Annotated in this window: 9 protein-coding genes and 1 pseudogene; 4 read left to right on the top strand and 6 right to left on the bottom strand. The window is 59.1% G+C overall.

Annotation, left to right across the window (positions count from 1 at the left end; genetic code table 11):
* Nucleotides 1-5 precede the first annotated feature (5 nt).
* The 3 genes from ACSQ36_RS32525 to ACSQ36_RS32515 all read right to left on the bottom strand — a co-directional run bounded on the left by ACSQ36_RS32525 (nt 6) and on the right by ACSQ36_RS32515 (nt 5,591).
* On the bottom strand, nt 6-1,838 hold the full coding sequence (locus ACSQ36_RS32525) for a pyrrolo-quinoline quinone (RefSeq protein ID WP_436185220.1): 1,833 nt from the start codon (nt 1,836-1,838) through the stop codon (nt 6-8).
* A gap of 560 nt (nt 1,839-2,398) precedes the next feature.
* Complete coding sequence (locus ACSQ36_RS32520) at nt 2,399-3,262, bottom strand: hypothetical protein (RefSeq protein WP_436185219.1); 864 nt, start codon at nt 3,260-3,262, stop codon at nt 2,399-2,401.
* 55 nt (nt 3,263-3,317) lie between these two features.
* Nucleotides 3,318-5,591, bottom strand: a complete 2,274-nt coding sequence (locus tag ACSQ36_RS32515) for an alpha/beta hydrolase domain-containing protein (protein ID WP_436185218.1) — start codon at nt 5,589-5,591, stop codon at nt 3,318-3,320.
* Between the two features lie 349 nt (nt 5,592-5,940).
* Between ACSQ36_RS32515 and ACSQ36_RS32510 the strand changes: the two genes are divergently transcribed.
* Both ACSQ36_RS32510 and ACSQ36_RS32505 read left to right on the top strand, forming a co-directional pair.
* Nucleotides 5,941-6,606, top strand: coding sequence for a GntR family transcriptional regulator (locus tag ACSQ36_RS32510; protein ID WP_213763784.1), 666 nt, complete (start codon nt 5,941-5,943; stop codon nt 6,604-6,606).
* 119 nt (nt 6,607-6,725) lie between these two features.
* Nucleotides 6,726-6,911 carry a hypothetical protein gene (locus ACSQ36_RS32505; protein ID WP_436185217.1) on the top strand — a complete coding sequence of 62 codons (186 nt, stop codon included), beginning with the start codon at nt 6,726-6,728 and terminating at the stop codon, nt 6,909-6,911.
* A 10-nt stretch (nt 6,912-6,921) separates the two neighbouring features.
* Here ACSQ36_RS32505 and ACSQ36_RS32500 read toward each other — a convergent pair whose 3' ends face one another.
* From ACSQ36_RS32500 to ACSQ36_RS32490, 3 genes and pseudogenes are all read right to left on the bottom strand, one after another.
* Nucleotides 6,922-7,863, bottom strand: coding sequence for an alpha/beta fold hydrolase (locus ACSQ36_RS32500; protein ID WP_436185216.1), 942 nt, complete (start codon nt 7,861-7,863; stop codon nt 6,922-6,924).
* A gap of 139 nt (nt 7,864-8,002) precedes the next feature.
* Nucleotides 8,003-8,560 carry a TetR/AcrR family transcriptional regulator gene (locus ACSQ36_RS32495; RefSeq protein WP_436185215.1) on the bottom strand — a complete coding sequence of 186 codons (558 nt, stop codon included), beginning with the start codon at nt 8,558-8,560 and terminating at the stop codon, nt 8,003-8,005.
* A gap of 222 nt (nt 8,561-8,782) precedes the next feature.
* Nucleotides 8,783-9,389, bottom strand: a pseudogene (locus ACSQ36_RS32490) (LysE family translocator).
* An 863-nt stretch (nt 9,390-10,252) separates the two neighbouring features.
* On the opposite strand from ACSQ36_RS32490, the gene ACSQ36_RS32485 reads away from it, so the two are divergent.
* On the top strand, nt 10,253-12,316 hold the full coding sequence (locus ACSQ36_RS32485) for a TonB-dependent siderophore receptor (RefSeq protein ID WP_436185214.1): 2,064 nt from the start codon (nt 10,253-10,255) through the stop codon (nt 12,314-12,316).
* A 38-nt stretch (nt 12,317-12,354) separates the two neighbouring features.
* Nucleotides 12,355-13,044 (top strand): PepSY-associated TM helix domain-containing protein, encoded by a 690-nt coding sequence (locus ACSQ36_RS32480; RefSeq protein ID WP_436185213.1) that lies wholly within the window; start codon nt 12,355-12,357, stop codon nt 13,042-13,044.
* Nucleotides 13,045-13,052: the final 8 nt, after the last annotated feature.

Raw genomic sequence — 13,052 nt, 5'->3', positions numbered from 1 at the left:
CAGCATTACTGTAGCAAGCCGAACACCGCAACGCCGTTCGTCGCTCCTACATACACCTTCCCCTCCGCGATCATCGGCGTGATGAACTTGTTGCCCGCGCCAAACTGGTCCCGCGTGCCGGCCTGATTGCTGTTGTACAACTCGTGCGCAAGATTGGTCGAGTCGTATGCGTGAAGCGCGCCAATCGTGCCGTTTTCTGCCGCCCACACAATGCCGTTGCTCGTGCCGTTCGCCGAAACGGCCGGCGTCGCGCCGGGATAAGGAAACTGCAACGCGGTCTGCGAAGACGGTGCGGTGGCGAGCAGTGCGTTGGTGACAGGCAGCGCCTTGAGCGTATCGGTCTGGCCTCCGTAATAGACGACATGGTTGAAGTACGCCGGCGAGCCCCAGATACCGTCAGCCAGGACGCCGATCAGCTCCTGCCAGATGTTGTTGGACGTCGGGCTGAACTTGCCCATGTTGTCGCGATCGACGACGTAGATATTGGTGTCCTTGCCCGCTCCTAAAGCCAGATGCTTGACCGTGCCGTCCGACGCGGTTTGATCGGGCAGCAGCATCGGTCCGCCGGAGCCGAAATCGCCGTCCACGTCGGATTCGGCCACGGTGTTATACATCGCGAAGTAATCGGTTACGACCGGCGTCGGAAGAGCGGACAGCTTGACGAACGTGTCGCCAAAATCGCCATCGGATGGAAATCCCTGCGCGTTGAGCGTCGTACCGAAGGTGCCGTTGCCGTCGATAAAATAGATCGATGTCCCGTCCGACGCCATGCCCGAGCCCGCCATCCAGATCGATCCCTTGGTGCCGTTTGGCGTAACCGGAAGCGCGCCGGTTTGCTTCAACGTATCGGCGCTGTAGGCCATCAGCCAGCCGTTATAGTTGCCCGACATGCAGTGAGCGGTCCATCCCATGTAGATAGTGCCGTTGACCAGCGTCAGCGCCGAGCGTACGGTGTGCAGCACCGGATTGAAGGTAAGGACGCCGTTCGCACCTTCCGAACCGCTGCCTGGATAGGTAGCGGCAATTTCGGTCGGGCCGCCGAACAGTTCGGCTCCTGTCGCAAGATCGATCGCGTGCAGGCGGTGATGGACGTTCCCGCTGCCGTCCGTGGTCATGGCGACGGCATATAGCGTCCCATTCGGACCGCGCGAGCGGTCGATGACCGGCGTCGACGTGATACCGATTTCCGGCGTGATGTCCGTGCAGCCGACGTCAGCGCTCGAGGATTCGCCCGCAGGCGCCAGCGATATTTGCCACAACGCGGCACCGCTGTCTGCGTCGTAGGCATAGATGCTGTCGTGCTCCGTCACGACATAAACGACGTTATGCGCGACCGTGCCCATCGTGAGATTCGTCACGAATAGCGGCTGCCCGTCGACTTTGCCGTCGGCAGGAAGGAAGCGCAACTTCCCGAACGTTGTGGAGTTGACATTGGTCAGCGTGAGCGTCGTTTCGGAGAGCATCTGGCCGGTTCGTGCGAGGTCGTTGTGGTGCATCAGCACGTCTGTCGCGTAGGCTGCCACAGCCGTTGGCGTCGAGCCGGTAGTCGTTCCGGCGGGTGTGGTCGTGCTCGGCGCGGGAGTGGCGGCAGGGGTTGTCGGGGCCGGCGTGGGTGTCGTGCTGTTTGGCGTGGTCGTGGACGGCGCGGGTGTTGTACTTGGGCTCGCGGGCGTACTGCTGGCGCCGCCCGCACTGGTGGTCGTGGTGGTGGTCGGGCTGTTGCTGGAACCGCCGCCGCACGACCCGAGGCACACCGCTATCAGCAATTGCGTACATGTTTTGAACAAGTGGCGACGAGAGACTGGGCAAAAAGCGGATTTGCGTTGCAGAGATTTCATGGCGATTCTCCGGCGGCTGTCGAGCGGTCCACAACACGTCATATCCACAGCGTGCAAGCGCGAATCGCTCGCTGCAGCCCAGCATAACAACGCGAGGTACGGCGTCCTGCATCAGCAAGAAAAGCGCCTGAGGAGGCGGGACGTTCTCCTCGCTCTCTTGCATTGAACGGTTTTGTATTGAACTGCTGACGCAGTATGGGTTGCAGCGCCGAGGTCAGATGAATACCCAGTCCAAAGAGGCGTCTGAATTCAAAAGGTCAAATATCTGAACAATAGGTCGAGCAAGACCTGCTGGCATGTCTGCCATTTAATATGATAAGTAATGCTTTGTATATTCGATATTCTCGTCGAAAAAGAAACCATCGACGACAAATTTAGCGCCCGGATCGATGGAGGATCGTGACCTTTCCGCTCGGGTGATGCATGTGAAGGAGAGGTAAATAGCGCTGCGCGACCGGCGTTGAAACACGCCAGCTGCCGCGCATGGTGGTATCGGATAGAAGATGGAAAGGGTTCTCGGCGGCCTTCGTTGTGAACCTGCAGTCCGTTGTCGATCGGTCTTACCGCTGAAAATAGATCGCAACAAAACCAGGATTTGCGTTGGTCGCGCCGCTGGCCGGAATGCCTTGCTCAACGAGAAGTGTCTGCTTGGCAGCGTTCTGGAATACCTTCAGGCGAATGGTCTGCGGATTGTCAGCCTGGCTCGCATCGAGATAACCGGCGTCCGTGAGCATCGACGCGGCCTGTGTCGAACTGAAGCTTTGATCGACGATGGTAACTGTCGTGGAGGGGTTGCCGTCGAATACGTTATCAGAGAAGCTGCCGTCCGCATTGATCGTCAAGGTGGACGACGGCGACGGACTGCCTTCCGCTTTGGCTCCGCAGTTTTCCCAGCCATCAAACACTGCAGCGCTGGCACCAAGAGCACTCCAGTTTGCATCGGGAGTGGTCGATGCTGTCCAGGAGCCATCCAGCATCACAGCAACACTCTTGATGTTCACGCCGGCGTTGACGCCTGTCACCGTTCCAATACTGTTCGTTGGCGCAGAGATACAGGTTATGCCCGCGCCGGGAACAGTGCCCGGAAAATAGCTCGATACAAGCGGGGTGTTGCCGGCGGCAACAAGCGGCGCGGCCGCAGGACTCACGATCATGGCGTTCACGGTCGTTGTTGCCGGAACGAAAGACAATGATTGCGGAGTGATGCTGCCGAGCATCAAGCTATCCTGATAGACCACTGCGCTCGGCGCGGCCGGTGCGGGCGCACCGGGGTTCGCTGTGTCAGAACTGCCTCCACCTCCGCCGCAGCCATTGAGCGCCATCATTGCGGCAGCGATAAACCCGGCGGCTGTGCGTCTTCTCGTTCCGGTCATCGCTCCATCCTGTTCATCGTGCGTCGCGGTCAGGAAGTCAGGAATCGGCATGAGGAGTCAGTCGTGACGCCGGGTGGCGCCACGATCCGGCTCCCTCATTTTCGCTTCAGGGCAAGGGCAACAAGGTAGGCGAAATGCTTGCGGCGTTGGCAACGAAGACGTTGTCGGCGTCGGCCTGCAACAGATAGCCCTGGCTCACGAGCGTATCGGCCGCTGCCGATACGGCAGCCTGATACTTCGACCTGCTGGCGCCATAGAGCGTCGTGAGCGTGGCTCGGGAATCCGTCCCGCCTGCTTCTGCGGCAGCGTTCGTGGCTAACGGAATTGCCGCGCCGTTCGAGATGCAGCCGTCGCCTATTGCGTGGCCCAACCCGCGGTAATTCCAGCCGGTGTACGTGGCGAGCGGCACGCTGACATCGGGTACGAGCACGCCGGTTGTCTCGTTGCCGTTGGCATCGACTTTCGGCACAAGAATGGTGTACTGCTGCGCGGTATTGACCACCGGCACGGCGTTGCTGTAGTCGGTCACGAACAGCTGGTTGTACTCACCGTTAAAGGTCAGTTGCAACTGGACTGGGGTGGCCGCCGGTCCGCTCGGTACAAAGACGTTCGTCAGGCTCGGAAACCCGGTAGCGGTCTGGGTTGGCGCTACAAGCGTGCCGGCTGCAACGGTCGGATACTGCGACGCCGGCGGCGGGGTGCCATTGGCGACCCAGTTCACAAGCGCGGGAATAAGCGCTCGCTCGATAGGCGTCTCTTCGACCGGTGAAGCCGGCAACTGGCACTGACTGCCGGTCGCAGGCACGACAAAGTTCCCCGTGGTTACGCCACTGCCGCCGCCGTGTTGCGTCCCTGGCACGAAGTAGTAGCGAACATTGGGCGGGAGCTGGATGTCGTTGCCGCGCCCGTCTGTGACCACCAGCGACGCCGCGCCACCCCACCATTCGAACGCGCCGTCGAGTTGCATGATCTTCGGGCAGGTGTTGGTCGCCGAGCATTGCTTGAGCAGGCCATCCGTCGCGCCGCTGACGGGGTCCGTGAGCGTCGAGTAGGTGAACGGGAACTGGAAGCCGGGCATGAAATGGTCTTCATGCTGCTTTGACCAGCGGCCGGGCTGCGCGAATGCCGCGTTGGTCCACGTGCGGCGGGCAGCGGAGATGATCGGGAACATGCCGTCGAAAACGATCTTGCCGTTCTTGTCTACATTGAAACCCTCGTACAGAAAGTCCTTCATGAATCGGCCCGATTGCGAGATGCCTTCTCCAATAGCGATGTCGAAGTTGGTGTTCTGCGAGCAAGAGGCCGCGGCGCAAGGGGCAGTCTTCAGATCGTTGAGCGGATTGGCGACGCCCTGAGCATCCGTTGAGTCGTATCGAAGGAACGACACCAGGTCGCGCAATGCCGCGAAACCAATACCGTCGACGGTGGGCGCGGCCGCCATATAGACAAAGCTGTAGATGGTGCCTGCGTCAGGCGCGACACTCGAGCCGTTGGGTCCGGGCACGGTGGTCGGTGGCGTAAACGTCACTGAGTAATTACCCTCGTAGACATTGTTTGGTGTACTGACATAACTCCAGGTGGGTACGGATACCGATGGCGCCGTGTACGTCTGGAATCCACCGGGAATGCTGCCATAAGCTGTCAGCCACGACTGCCGCGCCGTAAACGTCACGGAAGTCTTGTCGTTCAGATTGGCGGGTGCATAGGTCAACGGGATGGTGGTGGCGGGGCCGCCCGCGTAGTCAGGGATAAACTCCTCGCGGCTCAGCGCCGTCATTGGCGTGCCATCCTTGTTGGTCGCAACCGGAAAGCTGGTGCCCAGGAGCCCGGCGCCGGCGAGCGTACTGTTGCCGGTGAGTGGAACATCGCCTTGCCAGCCGCTCCACAGGATGGTGTAGTTATTGCGCAATAGCGAGGGGAAACTGGACGTGGGGGCCGCGCCGGTATCGAGTGCGCCACCGCCAACGAACGAAGCGTCGCCAATTTTGCTGCCGCGGTTGACGACGTCATAGAACAGAACGCGGTTTGCGGTCGATGCGCTCTGGGGCCGCAGGATCACGACATCGGTCGCGTAGGCCACGTACCCGTCGGAGCCGACCGGCGCGTTCTTGATGTTCACGATACCGGCGTTGAGCGGATTGTTCGGATCAAGCTCGCCGTGCACGACGGCTGTAATGACCTGATAAGGGCCGGCTGCTCCGGCCGGCGTGGCGCCCCCGAAAGCGGGCGCGCTAGAGATGATCTGGAAGCTGTTGATAAAGCCCGCGCCCTTGTTGGTATTCGCCGAACCATTGTCGCTGTGCCCGCATCCACCGATCAACGCTACGCCCACACCCATCACACTCATTCCCAGTAGTACACCTACTGATTTTACTTTCATGATCAGTTTCTCCGAACATGGCCAGCTTCATGGAACAAGGATCTCGAATCGGATTGCGCTTAAGGACGCCCCACGTCCGCAAACGGAAAGGGATAAGCGACGCCGGTTTCGCATAGGCAAACGGGCGCCCGTTTCTGGCGAGCGCGAGCAAACTTGAAGGACACAATGAACCTCGGGAAGAGGACCATTGAAACCGTCGCAAAAGCTTTGTAAGCTGTGTGACGTTTAGAAATATATTTAAAGGAACCTTGTGTATTTATAATTCTCCCCACCGCATTCTCAACTATCGTTTACGCGTACTGTCTGGCCTTGAGTGCTCCGGCCAACCCGCAACCGTAAAAGGTCGATCATGACGAACAAGCTCACTCGCGCCGATCAGCTTCGCGAATCCATCGAGGAAGACATCGCAACCGGGGTCCTTCCGCCGGGCGCCTCGCTGGATGAATCCGAACTTACCGCGCGTTTCCAGGTGTCTCGTACGCCAGTTCGCGAAGCGCTTTTGCAGCTTGTTGCCGCCGGCATGGTAGAAATGCGGCCACGACATGGCGCGGTGGTGGCAAAGATCAGCTTGCATCGGCTGATCGAGATGTTCGAAGTGATGGCCGAGCTTGAGGCAATGTGTGGCCGGCTTGCCGCAAGGCGGATGAGCGCCGGGCAGCTTGAGGCGCTTGGTGCGGCGCATCTTGCCTGTTTGGAAGCGCGCGATTCGGACGATCCCGACGACTACTACCATTTGAACGAGCGTTTCCATTGCCTGATCTATGAGGGCAGCCATAACAGCTTCCTTCATGACCAGGCGAAGGCATTGCATAAGCTGCTAAGACCGTATAGACGGCTGCAGCTACGGGTGAAGGGGCGCATGACCTCGTCCTTCGACGAGCATCAGGCAGTGGTGGACGCTCTCGCCAAAGGCGACGGCGAAGCAGCCGCTGTCGCGTTGCGCGGGCACATTGTGGTTCAGGGTGAACGCTTTGGTGACTTGATTGCGGCGCTTTCGCAGGTCAGCCATGAGTAGGAGGGGGTACACAGGGGGTTTTCCCGGGGCGCTGTACAGACATACGGGCGAGATACGCCGGTCTTTGGTTTGCGGTTATTTATTCGGTGTCCGAAGATAACGAGAGGCGACCTGCTTGAGTGGCGAACCTTGGTGCGATTCTCGGCGCCCTCTATATTGTGGTTGGCATCGCCGCTATCGCAGGTGGCAGCATCGGCGGATTGCTGTTTGATATTTACCAAAACTACAGCTTGTTCATCATGATTGCCGGAGGGCGGAAGGCCGCGCTTCCCGTGTTAAGGCGCTCGTCGGGGGCTGTGGGGTGACTGGCTGGGATCAACGAAAGAAGGCGGTCAGTTCGGCGGCGACCGCTGCCGGTTGTTCTTCCGGAAGAAAGTGGCCGCAGAACGCGATCGTTCCGTCGTGAACGTCTTCGGCAAAAGCTCTGAGCGGAGCAGCCATGTCCGGAATGGACCCTTGGTCGGAGCCTAGCGCCAGCACAGGCATTTTCAATTTTCCCTTGGCGCATCGTGCGCGATTCTGTTGCGCAGACAGGGCTGCGGCGCGGTAATAGGCGAGCCCCGCTCGTAAGCCGCCATCTTTCTTGAAGATACGCAAATATTCTTCCACGTCGGCGTCTGAGAATGACTCAGGGTTCGCTGTCTTTCGGCGTAAAAACCAGTCCAGATATTCGCGCTCCCGGCCGGCTATCAGCATCTCGGGAAGGTCGGGTATGGCATGAAACGCGAAGTGCCAGGTGCGCCATGCCCGCTCCTGGGCAATAGGCAAGGCGTCCGGCAGGGTGATGCCCGGAATTCCCGCATCCAGCAACGCGAGCCGCCGGACTTCGTTGCCAAAAAGCGCTGCGTAAGGATAGGCGACCCATGCGCCTACGTCGTGGGCGGCCAGGAAATACTCGCTAATACCAAGTTGCTGAAGCAGGCCGTGAACCCTATCTGCGAGACTCTGTGTGTCGTATCCGTGCGCAGGGCGATCGGAGTCGCCTTGCCCGGGGAGGTCCAGGGCAACGATCTTGTAGCGCTCGGCAAGCAGCGGCATGACCTTACGCCATGCGTACCAACTCTCCGGGAAACCTGCGAGCAGAACGACGGTGTCGCCGTCGGTTCTGCCGCCGGAAACATAATGCAATCTCACACCGTTGACGGTTTCGAAACGATGCTCGAAGCCAGTCAACCTGGCGTCGGACCGGGACGCCGGTAAAGCTTCGATCGTGCGGCGTGCAGGTTGTAATGTTGATTCTGTTTGCGGTTGCGTCATGAGTGATACTCCTTTCCTAAAGTGAGATCGGTTGCCGCTGCCACGAAGACTGATAGTGAGTGGCTGTCGGTTCCTCTAATGAACGTGGGTTACAGTCCTATCTATATGGAAATAATCGTTTCCTAAATCAGGAAATTTTTTAAGCAAGCAATCGCATGGTTTGATCGACTGCTGCGATCATGTCGGCGCGCGTGCGCCCGGTCTTGCCGATAACGCGAAAACCTTGCAACAGGCAGAGCAAGACCCGGGCTGTGGCTTCTACGTCTATGTCAGAAGGGATCGAACCGTCGGATTGGCCAAGCTGGATGAGGGTGCGCAACGACGTTTCCACGCGCCGCAAGGCCGTTGTCACTCGTGCGGCCATTTCCGAGTCGAAGGTTGCAAGCTCTGTTGCGCTACCTGCCACAAGGCAGCCGCGCCGTCCTTCAACGCCATGCGACGACTCCGCGTAAAAGGCGAGCATGGCCCTGATCTTGTTGAGCCCGCTCACTTCGACTTCGAGCAGTTGCTGCAGGCGAGCGTTGCGTCGGCTTGTGTAGCGGTCGAAGGCGGCGAGAAAAATCGCGCGCTTGTCGCTGAATGCCTTATAGATACTGCCGGCGGTGAGATCCATCGCCGAGCTGAGATCGGCTATGGACGCGGCGTGGAAGCCTCGTTCACGGAACGTCAGGAGCGCCCCATCTAATGCTTTCTCCATGTCGAACTCGCGAGGGCGGCCCGGACCACGGGGGTGTTTTGACGACTGGAGCAATGTCATATTGGACTTTAATAGGAAACGATCGCTTCCCATATTAGGAAATGATCGTTTCCTTGTCAATGGCTGACCTTCTCTTTAACCGCCGTTTGCGAACTGCCCGATGCGGCGGTCGTGGCAGTTGAGACGGCCAAGCGACGTGTGCCAAGCCTGAACCCATGCCACTTAGTGCAATGCCGCCCACGCAAGAGACAAGGAAAAGGCAGCCAGGATGATCGACGCACAGCGTTGCACATGCACCGGACTGATCCGCATCAGGCGGCCGCTACCGAGTTCTGCGCCAAATGCGATCCACGCCAGACCGATTGGAATCAGCAGGGTCGTGAAGATTGCCATCGCTTCCAGATAGGCCGCCAAATTTTCGAACGCGGCCGCGGGAAAAATCGTGCCAGCGAACAGGATTGCTTTCGGATTGAGCAAGGTAGCGATGAACAACACGCGCAGCCCGATCGTCCCTTGCGCCGGCGAAGGAAACGAGTTCGCCGTGTGCCACATGCGGACCGAGAGGTAGGCAAGATATAGACCGCTCGCAATACGCAAGAGCGTTGGTAGCCAGGTTAGCGAGGTAGCCGCATGCGAAAGGAAATATCCCCAGCCTGAAATCGACACGAGATAGCCGGCGAATTCGGCGCCAGTCAGATGAGCCGAGCGCCGGACACCCGACCTCAGACCTCAGACCTGCGGTGGCGAGCAACGTGTTTGTGGGACCCGGCATGACCAGCACGATAACGCTACCTAACGTCATCAGTGTGGCACTTGAAGTTGAAAGCATGGATTGGCGGTAGGAGGGCTGGATTCAGGTTATCGGAAACATTGCGCATTTCGGTATTGTGATCGCCGTGCGGAAAGTCTTCCTTCGGTTTGTATGTGCATTGTTTTGTGCAAAGCGGATCGAGAGGCTTTGGATATGTGGTCGCCGGGAAGCACCCTATTTGTGATTGTCGGCGATCTGGACCGCAATGTCGAACGGTCGAACTGAGCCGCCAGGGCCGCGATGACTCCGTGAAGAACAGGGGCGCGACCTTGGTCGAAGCCCCGCATGGCGCTGAGCGGGCAGCACGGTTCGGGCGGCTAAAGTACTTCAAGCCGATGACGGGCCGTACGCGCATGAGCGGGCTGTTCCAAAGCGTCAGGTATAAGCCATTAGATTCGGATTCCTATTTATTACTTTCCGGCATGGTGAATTGCGGACGCGACGGCCGCCGGGCTCAGCCAGCCATTTAAACAAGGCAATGGCACGGCACCGTCGGGAAGTTTCGAGAGCTACGGTGTGGGAGACATTGACATGCTGGTGCTCGCTTTCGACCTTTTCCCTGACTGCGGGCCATTGCTCGATGAACACATTGCACGCATCCAGTCTTGTGACGCAAAAGTATCACTTGATTTTTTAAATAAATACGAATATAAACGCGAATCATTCGTATTTGTTAAGTGAATGGGAATGCGCATGTCGTCATGTTGGCTTGAACTGCCGGCATTCGGGATCGCGCTCACACGCTCATTCGGGGGTTTGTATATATGTGTCGCAGAAAAGGGGCGGGCAGGCGCTTGCCGCTTGGTAGAAAAAATAGAAGAGCTCCGCTCGTCAGTGCTTTGCTCGCGGTGGGCTTGTTTGGTATCTCAGCACGGCCTGCGATGGCCGATATAACCGGCAGCGCAGCAGTTCCGACGACTGATGAGTCCAACGCTCCGCAGCTTCCTCAGGTAACGGTCACCAGCCAGCGGGCACACGGCTTTGCGCCCGCATCAGTCGAAACGGGCCCGTATCGCGGAATGGATGTGCTGGACGTGCCCGCAACCGTGAATGTCGTGACGCGCAGCGTGATGGATGCTCAAGGCGACACCGGTCTCTACGACGCGCTGCGCAACGTGGCGGGCGTGACCCGCCAGCAGCTCAGCGGTCTTGCTTACGATAACCTTTCCATTCGCGGCGTCCCGCTCGATAACCGCGCAAGCTTCTATTTCAACGGAATCCTTCCGATCGACAACAACATCTGGATGCCGATGGAGGACAAGGAGCGCGTCGAGGTACTGAAAGCGGCGTCCGCGCTCTATTACGGCTTTGCCGCACCGGCCGGCATCGTGAACATGGTGACCAAGCGCGCCGGCACCGAGCCGGTCACGAGCGTGTCGCTGCTCGGTGATTCGCGAGGGTCGTACGGCACGCATGTCGACATTGCCCGGCGGTTCGGCACGGACGACCAGTTCGGCGTGCGCGTCAATGCGATGGATGAGCATGTCGAGACTCCGATCGAGGGTGATCACGGCTATCGAAAGTTCATCAGCGCGGCGCTCGACTGGCGTGTGAACAGCCGCCTTACACTGCAGTACGATCTCGAACACATCGAGACCAGTGTTGTCGAGCAGGCGGGTATCGTGCCGCTCGCGGCGAACAAGCAGGGCGTCATCTCTCTGCCCGGTATTCCGAATCCGAACAAATTGCTGTCGGGTGCCGGCTATCCGACGCGTTCAAGCGCAGACACGAACCTGTTCCGGGCTAACTACGCTTTATCGGACAACTGGAGCGTGAACCTCGCCGCAGGCGAGTCGATCACACGGCGCGACCGCTGGAACTGGGTCTTCCAGAAATACAACGTGACAACGGGTGCCGGCACCGTGCAGGCCACCCAGCAGAATGGTCAGCGGTATCAGAACGAGACAGTCCGCCTCGAGACGAATGGCGTGTTCAAGACCGGCTCGATCAGTCATGACCTGACGATGGGCGTCTCGCAGGACTGGATGTATCAGCCGAATTTCACGTCCTACACATTCACTGCGCCGCAAAACCTTTACAACCCCGTCGACATCACCGCGCTGACGCCAAGCGGCACGCCAAAGCAATTCTTCGCGCAGCATGTCCGCAACGGTGGCGCCTATGTGTTCGATCGGATCGACCTGACTTCGCGGCTGCAATTCATCCCGGGGCTGCGGCAATCCGAATACATCACGTCGCAGGCGGGAACGCCCAACTCGGACATCAGCAGGACAACACCGTCTGCAAGCCTGAGCTTCAGGGTGACGCCAAACACCAGCGTCTATGCGAGCTATGTCGAGGCGCTGGAGTCTGAAGGCAGCGCACCGGCCACTGCCGAAAATGCCAACCAGATCCTGCCTGCGGGTGTCAGCAAGCAGGAAGAAATCGGCATCCGGACCCGGGTCACGAACAACATGCTTGCGTCGGTGGCGCTGTTCAACCTGCGTCAGCCATCGGCCGATACCAATGCCGACAACGTCTTCGTGACGAACGGCAATGCGCGGTATCGAGGTGTCGAATTTTCACTGCAAGGGGATCTGACGCGCGATCTGTCGGTCATCGCTTCCGCGGTCTATCTCGATGCGACCCAGGTCGATTCACCCGATCCGACGCTGGTAGGAAAGACACCCGAAAACGCTGCTCACGTCACAGCGAGCCTGTTTGCCGACTACCGCATACCAGCCGTCGCTGGACTCTCGATCAACGGCGGCCTGTACTACATCGGGCCTCGCGCTGTGAACGATCTCGACCAGGCCTCGATCGGCGGCTATACGCTGTTGACCGCCGGCCTGCGCTACACGACGCGACTCTTCGGCAAGCGGGCGACGATCCAGGCGAACCTCGAAAACGCGACCAACAAGCGTTACTGGAGCGCCGTCGGATCGAACCAGATCGGTGTCGGCCTTGGGCGCACGCTCGAGCTTAGTTCGACATTCGATTTCTAGCGCTTTGCGCCTTCCCCCAAGCAAACCCGGACGAAACCATGCACGCAAGCACACTGAAAACCAACGTCGAACCGGCGGCGGGACCCCAAGACAGGGCGCAGAAATCGCGCTCTCGCCGCAGCACCTTTCTTAAGTGGCTGCGCCGCGTCCACGGCTGGATTGGATTGTGGGGCGCGGTACTCGGCCTGCTCTTTGGTGTGACAGGAATTCTCCAGAATCATCGCGCAACGATGAAGATCAAGGTCGGCGGTCAGAGCGTATCGACAATCCAGGTCGCCATTCCGACGCCGCCGCCGAAATCGCCTGCTGAACTCGCGCAGTATCTACAGGCCGAATTGAAGCTCGACCGGCCTGCCGAGCGAGTGACGCGTGAAAAGGCTAAACCCGTCACGTGGGGCGACCAATCCGTGATCCAGCCCGAACACTGGGTGGTCCGCTTCATCGCGCCGCATTATCTGGTAACGGCGGATATGTGGAAAGGTAGCAACCTTGTCAGCGTCGAACGCCGTGATCAGGGTTTGATAAGCACTCTTGAAGGCTTGCATCGCTCCGAAGGAGCCGGTGTCGGCTGGATCCTGTTTGCGGATTCGATCGCGGGCAGCCTCATTCTGCTGTCGCTCACCGGCGTGTTGCTTTGGACCGAACTCACTCGCCGCAAAACGATTGGCGCCTCGATCTTCGTCGTGTCTCTCATGACCATGATCGTATTGGCGTTGCAGTCCGTGTAGCGCGTGGT

The sequence above is a fragment of the Caballeronia sp. LjRoot34 genome, assembly GCF_964253815.1.
In the GTDB taxonomy this organism is placed as follows: Bacteria; Pseudomonadota; Gammaproteobacteria; order Burkholderiales; family Burkholderiaceae; genus Caballeronia.
This window is presented reverse-complemented; position numbering and strand designations above follow the sequence as displayed.